General features: G+C 74.6%; 17 protein-coding genes. 4 read left to right on the top strand and 13 right to left on the bottom strand.

Translation table 11 applies throughout. The features are described 5' to 3' along the window. Positions 1 to 5 precede the first annotated feature (5 nt). Positions 6 to 779, bottom strand: coding sequence for a TetR/AcrR family transcriptional regulator (locus tag ABD811_RS23775; protein ID WP_344951697.1), 774 nt, complete (start codon positions 777 to 779; stop codon positions 6 to 8). Between the two features lie 139 nt (positions 780 to 918). Here ABD811_RS23775 and ABD811_RS23770 point away from each other — a divergent pair, with 139 nt between their 5' ends. The 3 genes from ABD811_RS23770 (at position 919) to ABD811_RS23760 (ending at position 3,570) form a co-directional block, all read left to right on the top strand. Continuing rightward, a complete protein-coding gene (locus ABD811_RS23770) occupies positions 919 to 1,884 on the top strand; it encodes an ATP-binding cassette domain-containing protein (protein ID WP_344951694.1) in 966 nt (321 codons plus the stop codon). Then, a complete protein-coding gene (locus ABD811_RS23765) occupies positions 1,881 to 2,726 on the top strand; it encodes an ABC transporter permease (RefSeq protein WP_344951691.1) in 846 nt (281 codons plus the stop codon). Before ABD811_RS23770 ends, ABD811_RS23765 begins: the two co-directional genes overlap by 4 nt. 100 nt (positions 2,727 to 2,826) lie before the next feature. Then, a complete protein-coding gene (locus tag ABD811_RS23760; RefSeq protein ID WP_344951689.1) occupies positions 2,827 to 3,570 on the top strand; it encodes a hypothetical protein in 744 nt (247 codons plus the stop codon). Positions 3,571 to 3,757: 187 nt separating this feature from the next. Here ABD811_RS23760 and ABD811_RS23755 read toward each other — a convergent pair whose 3' ends face one another. The 3 genes from ABD811_RS23755 to ABD811_RS23745 are packed head-to-tail and all read right to left on the bottom strand — an operon-like array spanning position 3,758 to position 5,948. Beyond that, positions 3,758 to 4,534, bottom strand: coding sequence for an anti-sigma factor family protein (locus ABD811_RS23755; RefSeq protein ID WP_344951686.1), 777 nt, complete (start codon positions 4,532 to 4,534; stop codon positions 3,758 to 3,760). Continuing rightward, on the bottom strand, positions 4,531 to 5,145 hold the full coding sequence (locus ABD811_RS23750) for a sigma-70 family RNA polymerase sigma factor (RefSeq protein WP_344951683.1): 615 nt from the start codon (positions 5,143 to 5,145) through the stop codon (positions 4,531 to 4,533). Before ABD811_RS23750 ends, ABD811_RS23755 begins: the two co-directional genes overlap by 4 nt. Positions 5,146 to 5,195: 50 nt before the next feature. Further along, positions 5,196 to 5,948, bottom strand: a complete 753-nt coding sequence (locus tag ABD811_RS23745; protein WP_344951681.1) for a COG4315 family predicted lipoprotein — start codon at positions 5,946 to 5,948, stop codon at positions 5,196 to 5,198. 155 nt (positions 5,949 to 6,103) lie between these two features. Between ABD811_RS23745 and ABD811_RS23740 the strand changes: the two genes are divergently transcribed. After that, a complete protein-coding gene (locus ABD811_RS23740) occupies positions 6,104 to 6,535 on the top strand; it encodes a PPOX class F420-dependent oxidoreductase (RefSeq protein WP_344951678.1) in 432 nt (143 codons plus the stop codon). Between the two features lie 115 nt (positions 6,536 to 6,650). On the opposite strand, the gene ABD811_RS23735 is transcribed toward ABD811_RS23740, so the two are convergent. From ABD811_RS23735 to ABD811_RS23695, 9 genes are all read right to left on the bottom strand, one after another. Next, positions 6,651 to 9,098 (bottom strand): GMC oxidoreductase, encoded by a 2,448-nt coding sequence (locus ABD811_RS23735; protein WP_344951675.1) that lies wholly within the window; start codon positions 9,096 to 9,098, stop codon positions 6,651 to 6,653. Further along, complete coding sequence (locus ABD811_RS23730) at positions 9,098 to 10,210, bottom strand: alpha/beta fold hydrolase (RefSeq protein ID WP_344951673.1); 1,113 nt, start codon at positions 10,208 to 10,210, stop codon at positions 9,098 to 9,100. Before ABD811_RS23730 ends, ABD811_RS23735 begins: the two co-directional genes overlap by 1 nt. A 258-nt stretch (positions 10,211 to 10,468) precedes the next feature. Further along, positions 10,469 to 13,444: a helix-turn-helix transcriptional regulator gene (locus tag ABD811_RS23725; RefSeq protein WP_344951670.1), complete on the bottom strand. Its 2,976-nt coding sequence runs from the start codon at positions 13,442 to 13,444 to the stop codon at positions 10,469 to 10,471. A gap of 257 nt (positions 13,445 to 13,701) precedes the next feature. Then, on the bottom strand, positions 13,702 to 15,084 hold the full coding sequence (locus ABD811_RS23720) for a cytochrome P450 (RefSeq protein WP_344951667.1): 1,383 nt from the start codon (positions 15,082 to 15,084) through the stop codon (positions 13,702 to 13,704). 209 nt (positions 15,085 to 15,293) lie between these two features. Then, complete coding sequence (locus ABD811_RS23715) at positions 15,294 to 16,742, bottom strand: rhamnulokinase (RefSeq protein WP_344951665.1); 1,449 nt, start codon at positions 16,740 to 16,742, stop codon at positions 15,294 to 15,296. After that, positions 16,739 to 17,383 (bottom strand): LutC/YkgG family protein, encoded by a 645-nt coding sequence (locus tag ABD811_RS23710; RefSeq protein WP_344951662.1) that lies wholly within the window; start codon positions 17,381 to 17,383, stop codon positions 16,739 to 16,741. The genes ABD811_RS23715 and ABD811_RS23710 overlap by 4 nt, the downstream gene beginning before the upstream one ends. Next, a complete protein-coding gene (locus ABD811_RS23705) occupies positions 17,380 to 18,840 on the bottom strand; it encodes a LutB/LldF family L-lactate oxidation iron-sulfur protein (RefSeq protein WP_425549453.1) in 1,461 nt (486 codons plus the stop codon). Before ABD811_RS23705 ends, ABD811_RS23710 begins: the two co-directional genes overlap by 4 nt. Then, positions 18,837 to 19,577: a (Fe-S)-binding protein gene (locus ABD811_RS23700; protein ID WP_344951659.1), complete on the bottom strand. Its 741-nt coding sequence runs from the start codon at positions 19,575 to 19,577 to the stop codon at positions 18,837 to 18,839. Before ABD811_RS23700 ends, ABD811_RS23705 begins: the two co-directional genes overlap by 4 nt. Further along, positions 19,574 to 20,728, bottom strand: a complete 1,155-nt coding sequence (locus ABD811_RS23695; RefSeq protein ID WP_344951656.1) for a LacI family DNA-binding transcriptional regulator — start codon at positions 20,726 to 20,728, stop codon at positions 19,574 to 19,576. The genes ABD811_RS23700 and ABD811_RS23695 overlap by 4 nt, the downstream gene beginning before the upstream one ends. Positions 20,729 to 20,980 lie beyond the last annotated feature (252 nt).

Raw genomic sequence — 20,980 nt, 5'->3', positions numbered from 1 at the left:
GCGGGTCAGGCGTCGCCGGTGCGGGAGCGGATCAGGACCTCGATGCCGTCCAGCACGCGGCCCAGGCCGAACTCGAAGGCGTGCTCGGGCCCGATGGTGCCGCCGTACTCCTTGGCCGCGGAGGTGCCGATCCGGCTGCCGAGCGGGTAGCGGCCGGCGTCGACGTACTTGTCCAGGACGGGGGCGGTCGCCTCCCACCACTGCTCGTCGGTCAAGCCGGTGCGCCGCTCGGCCTGCGCCAGCTCGACCGACGTGCGCGCCGCGCTCTGGGCGAACCCGGTCACCAGGGCGACCACCGAGTCCATCTCCACGTCGGTCAGGCCCAGGCCGTCCACGGCGCGCAGCTCGGACTCGTACTTGTCCAGCAGGTTCGGGCCGAGCGGCGGGCGCCCGGTGGACACCTGCAGCATCCAGGGATGGCGGTGGTACAGCGCCCAGTGCTCGCGCGCCATGTGCTCCAGCCGCGCCCGCCAGCCGCCGGGCACCTCGTCGGACGGGGCGGGCTCGCCGTAGGCGCGGTCCAGCATGACGTCGATCAGCTCGGCCTTGCCCGGCACGTAGGTGTAGATCGACATCGTGGACACGCCGAGCTCCTCGGCGATGCGCCGCATGGACAGCGCCTCCAGGCCCTCGGCGTCGGCGATGCCGATCGCGACGGTGGCGATCCGCTCCACGGTCAGGCGGGGACGCGGGCCGCGCCGGGGTCGTCGCTCCTGCCCGCCCCACAGCAGTTCCAGACTGCGCCGGGGGTCTCCGGTCCCGCTGTACTCGGTGGTCACCCGCCCATCCTCGCAAAGGACCGGCGCGCGTTAGGACCCGCCCGCGCCCGGAGGCATGCTGCGGAACAAAACTCTGTACGGCGTACGTTATACTCGCCGGGCATTAACTCCGTACGGCATACAGAGAAGGAGTGGGCGGATGAGCACGACCCAGCACGCGGTCGTCGCCGAGGGGCTGCGCAAGCGGTACGGCGACACCGAGGCCCTGGCCGGGGTCGACCTGGCCGTTCCCGCCGGAACCGTGCACGGGCTGCTCGGGCCCAACGGGGCGGGGAAGACGACGACGGTCCGCGTCCTCACCACGCTCGTGCGGCCCGACGGGGGCCGCGCCGAGGTCGCCGGGTACGACGTGACGCGGCAGGCCGCCCGCGTCCGGGCGCGCATCGGGCTGGTGGGGCAGCACGCCGCGGTCGACGAGATCCTCAGCGGCCGCCAGAACCTGGTGATGTTCGGGCGGCTCTATCACCTCGGGGCGGCCGCGGCCCGGCGCCGGGCCGACGAGCTGCTCGACCGGTTCCGGCTCGGCGACGCCGCCGACCGGCCCGCCGGGAAGTACTCCGGCGGCATGCGGCGCCGGCTCGACCTGGCCGCCAGCATGATCCTGGCGCCGCCCGTGCTGTTCCTGGACGAGCCGACCACCGGCCTGGACCCGCGCAGCCGCATCGAGGTGTGGGAGGCGGTGCGCGGCCTGGTCGCCGGGGGCACCACCGTCCTGCTGACCACCCAGTACCTGGAGGAGGCCGACCGGCTCGCCGACACCATCTCGCTGATCGACCACGGCCGCGTCATCGCCGAGGGCAGCCCGGACCGGCTCAAGGAGCGCGTCGGCGGCGACCGCCTCGACGTGGTGGTGGCCGACCCGGCCGCGGTGCCCGCCGCGGCGGCCGTCGTCGAGAGGGTCAGCGGCACCGCGCCCGACGTCGACGCCGACACCGGCCGCGTCGGCGCGCCCGTCGCCGACCGGGTGGCCGCGCTGACCGAGGCGGTGCGCGCCCTGGACGACGCGGGCGTCGCCGTCGCCGACATCGGGCTGCGCCGGCCGACACTGGACGAGGTGTTCCTGCGGCTCACCGGGGAGCGTCCCGCCGCGGAGGTGGCGGCATGAGCGCGCTCACCTTCGACGGGCGGGTCCCCGAGCCCCCGGCGGGCGCGCTCGGCAGGCTGCGCTGGGCGCTGGCCGACACCTGGACGATCACCGGCCGGTCCCTGGCGCACTGGTCGCGGCAGCCGGGCAAGCTGGCCGGGGACCTGATGTTCGCGGTGATGGTCGTGCTGATCATGGGCTATGTGTTCGGCGGCCAGATGCACGTCCCGGGCGGCGGGAACTACCGGGAGTTCATCATGCCCGGGATGTTCGCCATGATCATGATCTTCGGGGTGGAGGCCACGTTCGCCGCGGTCTCCGGGGACGCCGCAAAGGGCGTCACCGACCGGTTCCGCGCCATGCCCGTGTCCGCCACGGCGATGGTGGCCGGACGGGCCGTCGCCGACATGCTCCAGTCGACACTGAACCTGCTGGTCACGGCCGGCACCGGCATGCTGATCGGCTGGGGCTGGAACGAGGGCGCGGGCCGTGCCCTGGCCGCCTTCGGGCTGCTGTTGCTGCTGCGGTGGTCGCTGCTGTGGGTCGGCCTCTACCTCGGCCTGGCCGCCAAGGGGCCGGAGTCGCTGGTGGCGGTGCAGATCCTGGTCTGGCCGGTCAGCTTCCTGTCCAGCGCGATGATCGCGCCGAGCACGATGCCCGGCTGGCTCGGCGCGATCGCCGAGTGGAACCCCATGTCGGCCACGGTCACCGCCGCGCGCGAGCTGTTCGGCAACCCGGGCCCGGCGACGGACGGCTCCTGGGCCGCCGAGCACAGCCTGGCGCTGGCCGTGGCCTGGCCGCTGCTGATCACGGCGGTGTTCCTGCCGCTGGCGGCGCGCCGGCACCGGAGGCTGAGCCGCTGACGAACCCGTCCCGCCCGGCGCGCGCACGGCACCCGCGCCGGGCGGGACCCAGGCACCCGCCGGGGCTCGGGCGCCCGCCGGGGTCGCCTAACCTGAACCGATGAGCACCACCCGACCGGACGCCCCGCCCGGCGGCCGCCCCCGGCTCATGCTGCCCGCCCTGCGCGAGGTCTACGAGGCGTACGTGCGGGCCGCCGGCGAGCTGCCCGGGCTGCCCGACGCGCTGCGGGCCGAGGTGTGGACGTCCGCGCAGCTCGGCACGCTGGAGGCGGCGGCCCCGAACCCCGCCGCGCGCCGCGCCGCCCTCGCGGACCTGATCACCATGCTGCGGTCCGCCGGAACGCCCGCCGCGCGCCTGTTCCTGCGCGCGCTCGCCGCGATCGGGCCGGCCGAGGCCCGTCCGGCGGCCGCCCGCGCCGCCCGAAGCGCGACCCGCACCCCCGACGACGAACCGCCCTGGGCGCGGCGGCTCGGCCAGGTCACCCCAGGGCAGGTGTGGCTCGTCCAAGAGGGGCCCCTGGACGGCGACAGGCTCATCTGCGAATTCCGCTACACCCCCGACGGATCCGCTCTGCACGCGCTCGCCGTACGGCTCGGACACGGCGACGTCCCGAGCGAGGTCGTCATCGTGGGGGACGTGCCCGCGCTCATGGCCGCCGCCCGCCAGGCGATGCAGGCCGAACTGTGCGTCGTGCAGCCCTACGACCCGGCGGCCGTCGGGCCCCGGCTGCGCGCCGCTCTCGACAACGCCGACCAGCCGCTTCCCCAGGAGTGCTATCCCGCCCTGGCCCTCGCCCGTCACCGCGCCGCCCTGCTCCCCGGGGAGACGTCCCCGGCCCAATGAACGGACTGCACGGCCACGAGGACGGATCGTGGCCGTGCAGCCGTCCACCCATCGGCCCGGAAAGGGCGGCGTCCGAGCCAAGGCGGGGGATAGGTCGGACACCGGCCCAGGCAGCGCTCCGGGCCCGGGTGCGGAAGCGGGGAGGCACCGCCGCAGGGCGGGCGACACGCGGCGCCTCCCCGCGGGCTCAGGTGGGCACGGTGAGCAGGGTGCGGCCCCCGCCCTGGCCTATCGTCCGCACCTCGAAGCGGGCGATCTCGGCGGGCGTCAGCGCGGTGCCGCCCTGCAGCGTCAGCGGGGCGGGGGAGCCCGGCAGCCCGTAGCCCTTGGCCGGCACCGACCAGCCCGCCACCGTGTGCGCGCGGCCCGCCCGGTCGACGGCGACCAGCTCGCACTGCAGCGGGCCGCGCACCTTGGACAGGCGCAGCCCCACCCGGCTGCCCCACAGCTTGGACTCCATCGCGACCGTGCCCGTCACGCCGGTGCCGGGATCGGAGGCGGTGAGGCGATGCCCGTCCCGCATGAGCGTCTCGACGCTGCCGTCCACGACCCGCACCGACGGGCCGGCGCCGACGGCCGCGGCGCCCCCGTCACCGGTGCCGCCGCCGTCGCCGGTCCGGTCCCCGGCCATGGTGAGCCCGGTGCCGAACGCGCCCGCCAGCAGCACCACCCCGGCCGCGACGCCGGCCAGCGCGCGCCCGGCCCGGCCGCGCCGGACCTTGCGCGCCCGGTGCCGCAGCAGGTCGGACACCACCTCGGGCGGCGGAGGGACCGGCGTGACGTCGCGCGGGTCCTCGATGGGCGGCATGCCGTGCAGCTGCGCCGCGACCCCGCGCAGCACGGCCAGCTCCTCGTGGCAGGGCATGCAGGCCGACAGGTGGGCCTCGAACGCGCGCCGGTCCGGCTCCTCCAGCAGGCCGAGGGCGTAGGCGCCGACGTCGATGTGCGATGTGCCGGTGGTCACGGCGTGACGCCCCTTTCCTCCAGGGCCACGCGCAGCGCCCGGAGCGCGTAGTAGACCCGGGACTTGACCGTGCCGACGGGGATGCCCAGCTGCTTGGCGGCCTCGTTGACCGAACGGTCCCGGAAGAAGGTCTCGTTGAGGATCTCGCGGTGGGCGGGGGACAGCGACTGGAGGGCCTCGGACACGACGACTGATCGCAGGAGGTCCTCCAACCCGTCGGGGGCGCGCATGTTCTCCAGCGGGCCCTCGCCCGCCTCCTGCGGCCGGGCGTTCTTGCGGCGCTGGTCGTCGATGACGATCCGCCGCGCGACGGTGGCCAGCCACGGCAGCAGCGACGTCGCGTTGGCGTCGAGCTGGTGCGCGCTGCGCCAGGCCCGGATCATCGTCTCCTGGACGACGTCCTCGGCCCAGTGCCGGTCGCCGCCGGTCAGCCGCAGCACGAACGACAGCAGCGGACGGCCGTACACGCGGTACAGCTCGGTGACGATCACCTGGTCGTCCACGGCGTCGGCGGGGCGGGGACCGCGGAACCAGCTCCACGGTCCGGTGCCGCCGTCACCGCCGCGCGGGCGGCGGCGTGCCGCCACGGTGGTCGAGGATCTGTGGGCCATTCGGGGATCTCCGCTGATGGGGGGAACGGAAGGTCGGGAAGGGACGCGGGTCAGCTACCGGGGACGGCCCCCGCACCGGGCGCGCCGCCGACACCACCACCGGAGCCGCCGCCCGCGCCCGCCCCGGTCCCGGCACCCGCGCCCGCCCCGGTGCCGAGGCCCGCGCCCGCGCCCGTGCCGAGGCCGTTGCCCGCCCCGGCGTCACCCGCCCCGGCGTCGGCCGTGCCGGTGCCCGCCTGGGACCTGGTGCCGTTGGGCCTGACGACGAACCAGAGGTTGTTCACGCCCTGGCCGTTCTGGTCGCCGGGGGAGGTGTCCCGGGAGTAGTGGTAGAGCGGCCAGCCGCCCACGGTGACCTGCAGGGCGCCGTCGGCCCGCCTGATCCGGCCGATCCTGGCCCGCTCCACGCCGGAGACATTCAAGGCAGGCGTCCACAGCACGGGCGGCCACGTCTGCGCGCACGGCCCCACGCACCGGGACAGCGACGGGCGGGGGCTGTCGCGGTCGTACCGGTAGACGGCGCGTCCCCGGTTGTCGACCAGGATCGTGCCGAGCTGGTTGTCCTGCATCGCGCGCAGCCCGGTCGGGGTGGCGGCGCCCCGGGGTTCGATGGGGGGCGTCCCCCGCCAGGGCCACCCGCCCGACGACGGCTGGTCACCGGCGGCCCCCACGGCGGCGGCGCCCGAGGGCGGACCGGCCGGCGCCGCGCCCTGCGGGGCGCCGCCGAACAGACCGCAGCCCGCAAGCGTCGTGCAGGCCGCGACCGCGGTCCCCATGAGGACGACCCGTCCCCGGACGTTCATGTGCTTCCTCCGCTGTGGCGTGGTGCCGCGTCGGAAGGCAGTACGGTGCGCCGAGCGGGAAGGGTTCAACGGTCCGGGCGCGGGATGCGGGAAGCCGCGCCGCGCCGCGGAGGTTGACCAGACAGACATCCGACGCGTTCCACGGGAGGCACACGATGGCGGACGAGGCGGCCCTGGCGAAGCTGGTGGCCGACCGGCACCTGGGCGTGCTGGTCACGATCAAGAAGGACGGGCGGCCGCAGCTGTCCAACGTGACCTACCACTTCGACCCCGACCGGCGGCTGATCCGCGTGTCGGTCACCGACACCCGCGCCAAGACCCGCAACCTGCGCCGCGACCCGCGCGCCAGCCTGCACGTCACGACCTCCGACGGCTGGGCGTACGCGGTCGCCGAGGGCACCGCCGAGCTGTCGGCGGTCGCCGCCGACCCGCACGACGACGCCGTAGGTGAACTGGTCGACCTCTACCGGGCCGTGCGCGGCGAGCACCCCGACTGGGACGACTACCGCCGCGCCATGGTCGACGACCAGCGGCTGGTGGTGAGGCTGCACGTCGAACGCCTCTACGGGCAGGCACCCGCGTCCTGACCCGTCGCGTCCGCGCGCGGCACGGCGGCCCCGCCACGTGAAGTAAAGGCGCGGCGCGAGGGCACCCCGCAGTTCCCTCGCGCCGCGCGTTTGTCCGGCCCTGACGCGATCCCCGTCACGCCGCGTCGGGGCCGTACACCTCCCACAACTCGCCGGCGAAGAACCGGCCGAACCGCACCAGCGCCGCCGCGCCGTCCTCACCGGACGTGCGGAAGGTCGTCAGCTGGCGGGCGAAGTCGGGCAGCCGGATGTGCATCACCCCGGCGGCCACCGCCTCGGCGTCCTCGCCCTCGGGCACGTGCCCCTCCAGGATCCGCACGTACAGGGTCGAGGTGTCCGGCCAGATCCGCGTGGGCGGGCCGTGCAGCACGTTCTTCTGCCCGGTCAGGGTGCGGGGCCGGCCCTCGCCGTCGGTGAAGTACAGCCGGTACTTCATCAGGCGGCGGTCGTCCGCGCCCGCAGGCGCGAAGCAGTTGAACCAGCCCCGCAGGACGGACCGCCGGCCCCCGCAGCCGGCGGACTCCACCCACCCGTCGGCCCGCGCGGTGTGCTCGGGCGCGTCCAGGAAACGGTCGACGTCGTCGGCGGTGATGGTGAGGCGGAACGTGATGCGCTCGCGCGCCTCGGCGAGCTCGCCCGCGCGCGGGTCGCCCTCGCCGAACGTCACGAACCCCTTCATCACTTCGGTGAACGACAGCGACGTACGGGCGGCCGCCCCGGGGGACGTCCCCCGGTCCCGCTCGGGGCGCCCCGAATCCGCCCCGTACGCCGTGTCGTTCCCCGCCCCTCCAGGCGGGCCGGCCTCCCCCGAGGCCGGCCCGGCCCCCGTGTCCCGCGTGTCCCCCGTCTCCTGTGCGCCGGTGCCCTCGCGCGGCGGAGGGCACATCCCCAGGCCCCGGCTCGCGGTGCTCTCCAGTGCCCGGCAGCTCAGGCGGTCGGCCATCGCCGCGATCGTCAGCGAGGGGTTCGGGCCCACCGGCCCCGGCATCGCCGCCCCGTCGGCGATGAACAGACCGGGATACCCGAACACCTCGCCGAAGGCGTCGCAGACGCCCTCGCCCTCATGCCGTCCCATCGGCGCGCCGCCCAGCGGATGCACGGTGATGACCCGCTTGCGGAACCACATCGGGTTGTCGGCGTACTCCGCGCCGAGCACGTCGGCCATGCCCCGCATGGTCTTGCGCAGCCGCGCGTAGTGCGCCTGGCTGGACTCGGTGCTCCACGACGCGTTCAGCCGCCCGCCCTTGAGCTCCAGCCGCCCGTCGGCGGTGTCGCGGCCCATGCCCAGCAGCGGCAGCGAGCTGACCGACAGCGCCCCGTCGCCGATCAGGTCCGACAGTTCCTGGGACACGTTGGTGTCGGGCGCGTCCTTGAAGAACTCCACGAACCGCTGCCACAGGAACTTGACGACCCGCACGACCTGCTCGTCGGGCTCCAGCCCCGGCACCATCCAGTCGACGAAGGCGGGGTAGCCGCCGTCCTGGATGTAGGCGCCGGGCCCGGCGCCCGGCGTGCCGTCCAGGCTGTCGGGCAGCCGGATCGCGCTGGTGATGACCGGGCCGCGGCTGGCGTCCAGCGGCCGGACCCGGTCGCGGTCCTTGGCCTTGAGCAGGAACGTCAGCAGGTCGCCGTTGCCGCTGAACCGGGTGCCGAGCGCCCTGCTCAGCTTCGGCAGCGCCGCCCGCGACTTCAGCAGCAGGAACGTCGTGCCGTACGTGCCCGCCGCCAGGATCAGCCGCTCGCACGCGATCGTCCGGACCGGCCGCCTGTCCTTCCTGACGTTCACGTCGTGGTGGACGTAGTCGACCTCGTAACCGCCGCCGGGCCGCGGCCGGAACCCCTTGACCTCGTGCTCGGTGCGCAGGTCGGCGCCGTGGAACGCGGCCGCCGACAGGTAGGTGTGGTCGAGGCTGTTCTTGGCGCCGTCGTTGCAGCCGATGTCGCACTCGCCGCACAACCGGCACGTGCGCCGCTGCACGCCGTGCACGTTGCCGTAGGACGGCTCGGCGAGCGGCAGGCCCACGCCCGGCTCGGCACCGCGCGACGGGGCGAAGCTGATCCCCAGCGGGGGCAGGCTGTAGTGCAGCCCCAGCTCGGCGGCGGCGTCCTGCATCGCGTGCGCCTTGGGCGTGTGGTCGTAGGGCGGCCGGTCGAGCGGGTAGACGTCGGTGCCGATCATCTTCTCGACCGCGTCGTAGTGCGGGTCGAGGTCGTCACGGCTCACCGGCCACACCTCGTGCCCGCCGCCGGGAAGGTCGGTGACGAACCACCGCTCGTCCTTGCGCAGCAGCACGTTGGCGTAGATGAGCGACCCGCCGCCCAGGCCGGACGACACCACCGAGTCGAAGCCCTTGAAGCTCCAGACGTCGAACATCCCGTACAGCCCGGCCTCGGGGTCCCAGAACGCCCGGCCGATCTCGGCGGGGGAGCGGGGGAAGGTGCCGGGCGGGTACGGGCGGCCGCGCTCCAGCAGCACGACCGACCGCCCGGCCTCGGCCATCCGGTACGCGGCCACCGAGCCGCCGAACCCGGACCCGACGACCACCGTGTCGACGTGCTCCATCAGGCCACCTGCCGGGCGTGGCTGTGCTCCTGGATGTGCGCCAGGATGGCCGGGAACACGTCGATGTGCGCGTTGCGGCCGACGATCGGGTCCACGTGGGAGTACCGGGGCAGGATCTTCAGCGAGTGCCGGCCGGGCGCCCTGCGCGACAGGATCCGGTGGCAGACGATGTTGGAGTCGGTGAACACGCGGTTGTCCGAGCCGGTCAGGAACAGGCTGGGCGGCAGGTTCTCGGGGGCGTCGCGCAGGTAGTTGTCGGGCAGCGCGGCGTAGCGCGGGTCGCCCGGCAGGTTCTTCACCGCGTACCCGGCCTTGACCATCTTGCGGATGTGCCGGTAGTAGCTCAGCCCCGTCACCGGGAACAGGTCGGCCCACCGCTGGTGCGTCTCGGGCGCCAGGTTGTCGTGGTCGTAGAACATCGCCGGACGCCCGCTGCCCCACATGAAGCTCACCATGTGGCAGTCGGGGTTGTCGCACTCGCGGTGCACCGCCGAGACCAGCCGGGAGATCATCCGGTTGCGGGTGAAGCGGGCCGCCGAGGCCGAGTAGGCGTCCAGCACCGACACCCCGAACCCGTACTCGACGATGCCGGGGCCGAAGTTCAGCTTCAGCCGCGACCAGGCGGGCACCCGCGTGACCAGCGAGACGCTGTTGGACACCGCGCTGGTGACGTCGGTGACCAGGCCCGCGGCCATGCTCATGAAGAACGACACCGCGCCCAGGCACTGCGCGACGACGTGCACCCGCCGGTCGCCGATGTGGCGGCGCAGCTCCCGCAGGGCGGCGGGGTGGTCGTACAGCGCGATGTCGTCGAGGCTGAACCGGTTGGTCTCGGCGTTGTAGGGGAACCGGTTGCTCATCCGGAAGTCCAGCGCCCAGACGTCGGTGTACCCGTTGTCCAGCAGGAAGTTCGTCATGTTGTAGTGCTCGGGCATGATGAACATGTCGCTGGACGCCGGCAGCCCGTGCAGGAGCAGCACGACGTCGTCGCAGTCGGCGCGGTGGAAACGCGTCAGGCTCAGCCCGAGACCGTCCTCGGTGGAGAACGGGTGCACCGAGATCTCGGCCTTCTCCACGCCTTCGTGCGTGTAGCGCGCGACGGGTCGCTCCATGTCCATCGACCTCCCCAGCTCGGGAACAACCATGGCGTCCCCCCGGGTGCGGGGACATCGTGGTAAACCCTGACTTCCACGGTGCCGTTCCGGAGGACGTGTCGTGCGTGATTCTCCGGAGGGCCCTTCAGCGTCATGTGACGCACCGGAGACCGCGCCCGTTTCAACGGTGCGCCGACCCCGTCCACGAGCGCGACGCCGCGCGCGGCACCGCCCGGCCGCGTGCGCTCCCGCCGCGCGCGCCGCCGCGAGGACGCGCTACTCCTCCTGCGTGTCGGCCTGCAGCCGGGCCAGCGCCTTAACCAGGTTCACCCGCGAGGTGATGTCGAGCTTGGAGAAGATGTGCGACAGGTGCGTCTCGACGGTGCGGACGCTGATGAACAGGCGCTCGGCGATCTGCTGGTTGGTCAGGCCGTCGGAGACGAGCATGGCGACCTCGAACTCCCGCTGGGACAGGCCGAACTGCTCGTCGCCGCCCCGGCGTCCCGACGCGCCCCGCCCGGCCGGGCTGGGCGTGCGGATGCCGACGCGCCGCTGCTCGAACGTGGTCCTGGAGTGCAGCAGGCGGGCGCCGCACGCGGCGAAGACATCGGCGGCGGCGCGCAGGTCGTCCCGGGCCGCGGCGCGGTCCTTGGCCCGGGCCGCGGCGACCCCGGCGGCCAGCCGCGCCCGTCCCGCGTCCACGCGGGCGTAGCACGCCTCGAACAGCGCGGCGGCCTCACGGGCCAGGCGCGCGGCCGTCTTCGGGTCGGCGGCCATGCCGGCGTACGAGCGCGCCAGCATGGCCCGCGCGCGGTCGCTGTCCAGCTGCGGGTTGGCGACCTGCTCGGCGCGCCCGGCCCACAGCGCGGCGTCCTCGTCGCGGCCCTGCTGCGCGGCGACCTCGGCCATGATCTCGCAGCAGGCCAGGCGGGCGTCGGGGTCGAGCAGGATCACCTCGCCGAAGCCGTTGCAGGCCTCCATCATGGCCTCGACGCCCTCGTCGACCCGCGACAGGCCGAGCAGCGCCCGCGCCCGCGCGTACTGGGCCTGCGCGCCGTACCACTCGCCGCCGTCGGCGCCGGCGCGCATCGCCTCGTCGGCCAGCCGCAGCGCCTCCTTGGCGTCCCCGGCCAGGCCGACGGTCAGGGACTGCTGGGTCAGCGCCCCCGCCAGCTGGGGCGCCGCGCCCAGGAGCCGGGCCGTCTCGGCGGCCTCTTCGGCGATCATCATGGCCTCGGTGAGCCGGCCCTCCATGGTGGAGGCGCGGGCCTGCCCGGTCAGCAGGGTGGCCAGGATGTAGGTCTGGCCGGTGGCGCGGGCGACCGACACCGCGCGCTCGAAGTGCCGCCGGGACGCGGCGTAGCGGCCCATCATGTGCTCGGCCCAGCACAGCCAGGCCACCGCGTCCAGCCATTCGGCCAGCTCGTCGTCGGTCGCCTCGGCCACCAGCCGGTCGGCGGTCTCGGCGTGCCGGACCGCGCCGGCCAGGTCGCCCGACAGGAACGACGACATCGGCCGCAGCGCCGTGACCGCCATCCGCACGGCGGACGGCCAGCCGTCCCCGCCGTTCTCGGGCATGTTCTCCAGAACGGCGTGGGCCGCGCGGAAGTCGCCGCGGAACAGGCTCTCGGCCACCAGCCGCAGCCGCAGCGGCACGCCGGTCGGCGACGCCGGGTCGGGGATGCGGCGCAGCTCGTCCAGCAGCAGCGCCCGCGCCTCGTGCGGACGGCCCAGCAGCCGTTCCATCAGCGCGCACAGCCGCGCCGCCGTGACGCGGCGGTCGTAGTCGTCGGGCGGCAGCAGCCGCAGCAGCGTGCGGGCCGTCTCGCGCCCCTCGGCCAGCCGCCCGCCGAGCGACTCCACCTGCGCCAGCTCCATCAGCAGGCCCAGCCGGGACGGCAGCGGCTCGCGGCCCTCGGTCGGCTCGGGAGGCTCGGGCATGTTCTCCGGCATCAGCCGCAGCGCGGCCCGCAGCCAGTGCGCCGCGGTGACCGGGGCCTGCGCGGTGAACGTGCGGGCCGCCTCCACCAGCGTGGCGATCGCCGCCGGGTCGCCGACCCGCCCCGACCGTTCCACGTGCCGGGCGCGCATCGCGGCGGGCGCGCCGATCCTCGCCAGGTAGGCGGCGATGCGGCCGTGCGCGGCCAGCCGCCACCCGGCCGCGGCCGACCCGTAGGCGGCGTGCCGCACCAGTGGGTGACGGAACCGGAACCGCTCGGCCATCGGCCGCACGATGTCGCGGGCGACCAGCTCGTCCAGCGCCGACAACGTGGCGTCCTCGGACACCTCGGCGGCCACCGCGGCCAGCGCCGGGTCGAACTCGTCGGCGGCGACCGCCGCGCCCTGCGCCACCAGCAGCGCGGTCCGCGACAGGCCGCTCAGCTCCAGCACCAGGGCGGCCTGCACCGCGGGCGGCAGGTCGCCGTCGCCCGGGCCGGTGACGGGCCGCTGCGGGCTGCGCGCCAGCGCCTCCAGGTAGAAGGGGTTGCCGCCGCTGGCACGGTACAGCTCGCGGCAGCGCGCGTCGGGCTCCCGCAGGCCGAGCAGCTGCGCGACCTGCTCCTCGCTGAGCGGGTCGACCGGGACCCGCAGGGCGCGCGCGTTCTGCACCGCGTCCTCGACCAGCGCGGCCAGCCGCGGCGACGCCTGCGCGGGCCGGTACGCCACGGCGAGCGTCACGCGGGCGCGCGGCGGGTGCCGCACCAGGTGGTCCAGCAGCTCGATGGTGGCCTCGTCGGCCCAGTGCAGGTCGTCCAGTATCAGCACCAGGCCGGACGCGGCGGCCAGCTCCTCCAGCAGCCGCCGCACGGTCCGGTACAGCTGGTAGCGGGCGACCCGCCGCCCGTCGGCGGTCTCGGCGGCCGGGCCGGTGGTCGCGGGCGCGGCGGGCGCGGCGGCCAGCGCCGGGAACACCGCCGACAGCAGCCGGGTCGCCCCCGGCCCGAGGTCGGGCAGATGCTCCTCCAGGTGGTCGTCGAGGGCGTCGACGACGGCGCCGAACGGCATCTCCTGTTCGAACTCGGCGGCGCGGCCCGCGCGGGTGGGCAGCTTGCGCGCCGCGGCGGCCCCCGACAGCTCGCTCAGCAGGCGGGTCTTGCCCGCTCCCGGCTCGCCGACGAGGGCGACGAACCGGAACGCGCCCTCGGCCGTGGCGTCCAGAGCCTCTTCCAGGGCACGCAGCACGCCCTGGCGTCCGACCAGCGGCAGGGCCGCCGGAAGGACGTCGGGATGCTGGTCCGTACGACCCTCCATGTCCACACCCCACCAGTAGTGACAAGGCGGTCGATACGCCGCGATGAAGACGTTCAGCTGCTGTCTTGCCTCGATCTTCGGGCAGTCGCAGGGGACACTTTACCGATTCGGCCGACGGCGTGGCCGGTCAAGCGCTCCGGCCCACCGCCGTCCGGACCGCTGCGGTCGCGTCCCCGGCGGTTGCCCTCTGCTATCAACCGTCTTAACCAGGGGGATGTCAACAGTCTTCAGTTAGGCGTTGCCTACCCGTCACCCTTCTACTCGCCGGCCTCCTCGCCCACCTCGGTCACGGCCGAGCCGCTGCGGGACCCCGCCGGGGTGGCGACGACGCGCGTCGACCTGGCCGGAACGAGCGTGACCGACTTGAGCCGGGCGCGCTCGGGCGCGGGGTCGGCGGGACGCAGCTCCACCCGGCGCAGCACCTCGGTGACGATCACCCGCATCTGCAGCAGCGCCAGCTGGGCGCCCGCGCAGTAGCGGCGGCCGCCGCCGAACGGCAGCCATGCCCGGTTGGCCTTCGCCGCGTCCGGTCCGAGGAACCGCTCGGGCCGGAACTCCCCGGGCTCGGGGAACACCTCCGGATCGGAGTGCACCAGCGGGATGATCGCCGCCACGCACCACCCGGCGGGCACCTGGTGGCCGCCGACCGTCATCGGCTCGGCCAGCGCCCGGGGCGTGGCCAGCACCACTGGGCGGACCCGCAGCGACTCCTTGATCACCGCGTCCAGGTAGGCGCGGCCGTCGCCCGCCGCCAGTTCGTCGCGCAGCCGTTCCAGCACCCGGGGGGTGCGCACCAGGCGCTCGAACGTCCAGGCCAGGGCGGTGGCCGTGGTCTCGTGCCCGGCGACCAGCAGGGTGATCAGCTCGTCGCGCACCTCCCGGTCGGTCAGCGGCTCGCCCGCCTCGTCCCGCGCCGCGAGCAGCTGCGACAGCACGTCGCCCGCGTCCGGGTCGGGGTCGCGGCGGCGCCGGGCCATCTCGTCGTAGAGGATCGCGTCGACCTGGGCGCGGACCCGCGCGAACCGGGTGGTGGGCAGGAACCCGGCGCGCTGCGGCAGCGGCGAGGTCAGCAGCCATTCGCGCGGCCCGGGCGGCAGGCGCACCACGGCGGCGTTCCCGCCGAGCGCCACCAGCCGCGGCAGCAGGACGCGCAGGCGGCGCAGCCGTCCGGCGTCGCGGATGCCGAACACCACCCGCATGATCACTTCGAGGGTGATCCGCTCCATCCGGGTGCGCAGCGCGAACGGCTCGCCGAGCGGCCAGCGGTCGACGTCGGCGGCGGCGATCTCGGCCACCCGCTCGGCCCAGCGCGCCACCGCCCGGCCGTGCAGCGGCGGGCCGAGCAGCCGCCGGTGCCGCCACCACGGGTCCTCGTCCAGCGTCAGCAGCGACGCCTCGCCGACCAGCGGGCCGAGGAACCCGCGCCGCACCGCCCCCGCGCGGCCCCCCGCGCCGTCGGCGGCCAGCACCTGCTCGGCCAGGTCGGCGGTCGCCACGCACACCTCCGGCGGCATGCCGGGGAGCCGGATCTGGAAGACGGGCCCGTGGCGGCGCCCGGCGGCGAAGAACCGCATGGGGTCGGCGACGAGCCAGGCGACCTGCAGCGGCGGAGGCAGGCGCAGACCGGGGGGAGCGGGCATCGAGACTCCTGCACGGGATCTCCGGAGAGGTGATCCCTCGAGACGGCGGTCACCGACGCGCGGCGGGGTGAGGCGGCCGCCGCGCCACTCCGGCCGGACCCGCACCGGAGATCACTTTGATGATCTTCGTTCGCAGGTGCCCCTCACATCGTGGTAAACACCGATATTGGCGGCTGTCAGGGGCTGCCCCCCAGCAGGGCGAGGACGGCTCAGGCCAGGCCGATGCGGGCGGCCGCGTCCGACCAGGCGGACTCGTCGCCGCGCGGCTCGTACCGGCGCAGGGGCTGCGTCTCGGCGACGAGCGCGCGCATCTCCGCCAGGTCGCCCACGACCCCGTGCGCGCGCGCCTGCACCAGGACGTTGCCCAGCGCGGTGGCCTCCACCGGCCCGGCGACGACGGGCAGCCCGCACGCGTCCGCGGTCAGCTGGCACAGCAGCTCGTTGCGGGAACCGCCGCCGACCAGGTGCACCGCCTCCACCTCACGGCCGGACAGCTCCGCCGCCTGCCGGATGGCCGCGCGGTGCGCCAGCGCCAGGCTGTCGAGCACGCAGCGCACGATCTCGGCGCGGGTGCTCGGCTCGGGCATGCCCCGGCGGCGGCAGTGCGCGGCGATGCGCGCGGGCATGCCGCCCGGCGGCAGGAACTCGGGGTCGTCCGGGTCGATCAGCGAACGCAACGCCGGAACCCGTGCCGCCTCCGCCAGCAGCGAGGGAAGGTCGGGGGAGTCCCAGGCGCGCAGGCACTCCTGCACCAGCCACAGCCCCATCACGTTGCGCAGGTAGCGGACGGTGCCGTCCACCCCGCCCTCGTTGGTGAAGTTGGCCTTGCGGCTGGCCTCCGTCAGCACGGGCGCGGGCAGCTCCACACCGACCAGGGACCAGGTGCCGCAGGAGATGTAGCCGAAACGGTCACCGGAGGCGGGTACGGCGGCCACGGCCGAGGCGGTGTCGTGGGACGCGACGGCCGTCACCGGCAGGTCCGTGCGCAGGCCGGTCTCCTCCGCCACGTCCGGGCGCAGCGTCCCCACCACATCGCCCGGCTCGCGCAGGTCGGGCAGCAGTTCCGCGGGCAGTCCCAGGCGGTCCAGCAGGGCTCGCGACCACACGCCCCCGCGTGCGTCGAGCAGCCCCGTCGTGGACGCGTTGGTGCGTTCGGCGCCGACCCGCCCGGTCAGCCAGTACCCCACCAGGTCAGGGATCAGCAGCAGCGTCCGCGCCCGCTTGAGGACGTCCGCGGACTCGGCCGCGAGCTGGTAGACGGTGTTGAACGGCAGGAACTGCAGCCCCGACACCTGGTACAGGTGGTCGTCGCCGAGTTCGGCGCGCACCCGTTCCATGACGCCGTCGGTGCGCGCGTCGCGGTAGTGCACGGGGTTGCCGAGCAGCGCGCCGCGCTCGTCCAGCAGCCCGTAGTCGACGGCCCACGAGTCGATGCCCACCGACACCAGGCCGGCGGGCGCCGCGCGCAGCCCGTCGAGCACGTTGCCGTACAGGCCCAGGATGTCCCAGTGCAACGTGCCCGCGACCCGCACGGGACGGTTGGGGAAACGCCGCAGCTCCTCGAGCTCCAGGGTTCCCGGTCCGACGCGCGCGGCCATCACCCGCCCGCTGGACGCCCCAAAGTCGACGGCGGCGAACACCGCGGATGAAGCGTTCATGGGACGAGCAGTACCTCCAGGGTGCGGGGGCCGTGCACGCCCTCGACGCGCGACAGTTCGATGTCGCTGGTCGCCGAGGGGCCGGACACGAAGGTGAGGGGACGGGACGGGTCGAGCCGCTCCAGCGCCTCGGGCACGTCGGCCGCGACCTGGTCGGCGGTGACCACGATCAGGTGGTAGTCGGGCACCAGGGACAGCGCGCGCGGCCCCTGGCCGGGCCCGTGGTCCAGCACGATGGTGCCGGTCTCGGCGATCGCGGCGGCGCAGCCGGTGACCGCGCCCGCCAGCTCGTCCAGGTCGGCCACGGACGGCTCACGCGAGATCCGCTCCGGCGGGACCCGCGCCAGCCACTCGTCCGGCAGCCCGGACGGCACCGCGAACGCCCCGCCACCGCGCGCGGCCAGCGACTCGGCCACCGCGCCGGGCAGCTCGCCGGCGGACACCAGCCGCACCGCGGCGCGGTAGTCGGCGACCCGTTCGGCGAACAGTTCCAGGATCTTCTCGCCGTGGTGACGCCGCAGGTAACCGCGGTCGATCCTGCCGTAGGACTCGGCGGCGTCGGCGGCGGAGCGCCTGCCCGTCACCCGCTCGATCCGGCCGAGGATCTCCTCGCGCGCGTTCGCGCCTGCCCGCCCGCTCATTCGCCCTTCCCTCCGGTGCGGTTCCACCAGGCGCGGAACGACTCCCTGGGCGGCGCCGGCGCGTCCCGGGTGTCGGTCCAGGCGCTCAGCGGCCCGGGCAGGCGCCGGATGCGGCCGCGCCGGCCCACCACGTGGCGGCCGGCGGACGCGGCGCGCTGCGCCAGGGCCAGCCGGGCGGGCGAACGCAGCGTCCACCCCGCGACGTCCATCACCGCGCGTTCCAGCGGATGCTTGTGCCCCTTCTCCACCGCGCGGGCGCGCAGGTGCACCAGCACCTCGGGGATGTCGATCGCCACCGGGCACGCCTCGAAGCACGCCCCGCACAGCGTCGACGCGTAGGGCAGCGAGGCGTCCACGTCCGAGCCGATGCCGCGGATCTGCGGCGACAGGATCGCGCCGATCGGCCCCGGGTAGGGCGAGCCGTAGGCGTGCCCGCCGGCGCGCGAGTAGACGGGGCAGACGTTCAGGCAGGCCGAGCAGCGGATGCAGCGCAGCGCCTGCCGCCCGACCTCGTCGGCCAGCGTCGCGGTGCGGCCGTTGTCCAGCAGGACGAGATGGAAGTCCGACGGCCCGTCGCCGGGGGTGCTGCCGGTCCACGTGGAGGTGTAGGGGTTCATCCGCTCCGCCGTCGAGGAGCGGGGGAGCAGCTGCAGGAACACCTCCAGGTCGCGCCAGCTCGGCACGATCTTCTCGATGCCCATCACCGAGATCAGCGTCTCGGGCAGCGTCAGGCACATCCGCCCGTTGCCCTCCGACTCCAGCACCACCAGGGTGCCGGTGTCGGCGACGGCGAAGTTGACCCCGGACACCGCCACCTTCGCCGACAGGAACTTGGCGCGCAGGTGCCGGCGCGCCGCCTCGGCCAGCTCGGCGGGCGAGTCGGACATCCCGGCCGGCGCGTCCGGCATCGTGCGGCGGAAGATGTCGCGGATGTCGGCGCGGTTGCGGTGGATGGCCGGGACCAGGATGTGCGACGGGCGGTCGTCGCCGAGCTGCACGATCAGCTCGGCCAGGTCGGTCTCGTAGGCGGCGATGCCCGCCTCGGCCAGCGCCTCGTTCAGCCCGATCTCCTGGGTGGCCATCGACTTGACCTTGACCACCTCGGTCTCGCCGGTCGCCCGGACCAGGTCGGTCACGATCCGGTTGGCCTCGGCGGCGTCGCGCGCCCAGTGCACCGTGCCCCCGGCCTCGGTGACCTTCTCCTCCAGCAGGCGCAGGTAGTGGCCGAGGTTCGCCAGGACGTGGTCCTTGATCTGCTTGCCCGCCTCGCGCAGCGCGGCCCAGTCGTCCAGCTCGGCGACGGCCGCCGCGCGGCGCCCGCGGATCGTGGACGTGGCGTGCGCCAGGTTGCGGCGCAGCCGGGTGTCGCCCACCGCGCGCCGCGCCGCGTCCGGGAACGCCGGCATCCCCAGGTACGTCGGCATGCGGCCGGCGGTGCCGCTCGTGCCGGTGCTCATGTTCGGTCCTCCTCTGTGGAGGCGAGGATCTCGGCCAGGTGCACCGTGCGCACGCCGGACCGGGTACGCGACAGCGCCCCGCCGATGTGCATCAGGCAGGAGTTGTCGGCCGAGCACAGCGCCTCGGCGCCGGTGCGGCGCACGTTGGTCACCTTGTCGGCGCACATGGCGGCCGACACCTCGGAGTTCTTGAGGGCGAACGTGCCGCCGAAGCCGCAGCACTCGGTCGCCTCGGGCAGTTCCACCAGGTCGATGCCGCGCACGGCGCGCAGCAGCCGCAGCGGCCGGTCGGCCACGTGCAGCATGCGCAGCGAGTGGCAGGTGGGGTGGTAGGTGACGCGGTACGGGAAGTAGGCGCCCACGTCGGTCACGCCGAGCACGTCGACCAGGAACTCCGACAGCTCGTACACCTTGGGCGTCAGCGCCTCCACGCGCGCGGCCAGGGCGCGGTCGCCGGAGTCGGCCGCCAGCTTGGGGTGCCAGTCGCGGACCATCGCGCCGCACGACGCCGACGGGGTCACGATCGCGTCGTATCCGGCGAACGCCTCGGCGAAACCGCGCACCATCGGCAGGGCCTGCCTGCGGTAGCCGGTGTTGAAGTGCATCTGCCCGCAGCACGTCTGCGCCTGCGGGAACTCGACCTCGTGCCCGAGCCGGGTCAGCAGCCGCACGACCGCCTTGCCCGTGCCGGGGTACATCGTGTCGTTCAGGCACGTGATGAACAGCGCGACCTTCATCGCTCCTCCTCGGAGCCGCCCGCGCCGACGGAGATCTCCGCGATGCCGGAGCCCTCCGCGCCGACGCGGCGGCTGGACTCGCGCACCACCAGCTCCGGCTGGAACATCACCTGCTGGTGGGCGTGCCCCTCGGGGTCGTCGCACTCCTCCAGCAGCAGTTCGGTGGCGATCCGGCCCAGCTGGTAGGTGGGCTGGCGGACCGAGCTGAGCGGCACCGCGGCCGCCGCGGAGAACTCGATGTCGTCGTAGCCGATGAGCGCCACGTCGGTGGGCACCTTCACCCCCGACTGCAGCAGTACCCGCATCACCCCCAGGGCGAGCAGGTCGTTGGCGCAGAAGATGGCGTCGGGCAGGGAGCCTTCGGCCAGCAGCCGCCGCGCCGCCTCCTGGCCGGCGCGCGCGTTCATCGCCGGGACGGTCAGCTCCCGCATCGTCTCGCGCGGCAGCCCGGCCGCGCGCAGCGCCCGCAGCGCGCCCTTGCGGCGGTCGGCGCACTGCCGCAGCGCGGACGGGCCGGTGACGAACCCCAGCGACCGGGCGCCGTCCTCCAGCAGCCGGCCGACCGCCAGCTCGCCGCCCGCCACGTCGTCCACCGCCACCGAGCACTGGTTGGCGCGGGGCGTGGGGTGGTCCAGCAGGACGACCGGGATGTCGCGCTCGCGCAGCCGGTCGGCCTGCCGCCCGTCGTCCACGGGCGTGACCAGCACGCCGCGGACCCGCTGCTCGGCGAACACCCGCAGGTTGCGCTGCTCGCGCTCGTCGGACTCGGCGGACGACGACAGCAGCACCGCGTAGCCGTGCTCGCTGGCCGCGTCCTCGACGCCGCGGGCGACCTCGGTGAAGAACGGGTTCGACAGGTCGAGCACCATCAGCCCGACCGTGCGGCTGTGCCCGGCGCGCAGCGTCGACGCCGAACCGTGCCGGACGAACCCCAGCTCGCGGATGGCCTGCTCGACCCGGGCGCGGGTGGCGGGGGCCACCCGTTCGGGACGGTTGAGCACGTTGGAGACGGTGCCGGGAGACACCCCCGCGTGCCGCGCCACCTGCTTGATGCCCACGGTCGCCGGGCCTCCGGCGCCGTTGCGCGTGGCCGGACGCCTGCTCGCGGACCGGCGCGGCGCGGGTACCTCGCCGGTGCCGTCTGTGCTCATCTGCCGCCCCCGGGTCGGTTTCCGTCTGTTGTGTGTGCCCGCTCACTTTGGGACATGCCGTTAAAACGTGTCAACCCCGCAGTGGCGATCTTGCGGCACGCGGTGCGGTCGACCGCCCCATGCGCCACATCCGTCGCAAGAACTCTTCAGCCCTTGTCCCACCGGGGATCCAGCGGGTTCGGGGTAAGTGCCCTCTTGACGAGTGCGTTGAGTCACATCTACCGTCCTCCGCAACATCACCTTAAAACGTTT

This window comes from Actinomadura miaoliensis, from assembly GCF_039536785.1.
GTDB lineage: Bacteria > Actinomycetota > Actinomycetes > Streptosporangiales > Streptosporangiaceae > Spirillospora > Spirillospora miaoliensis.
This window is presented reverse-complemented; position numbering and strand designations above follow the sequence as displayed.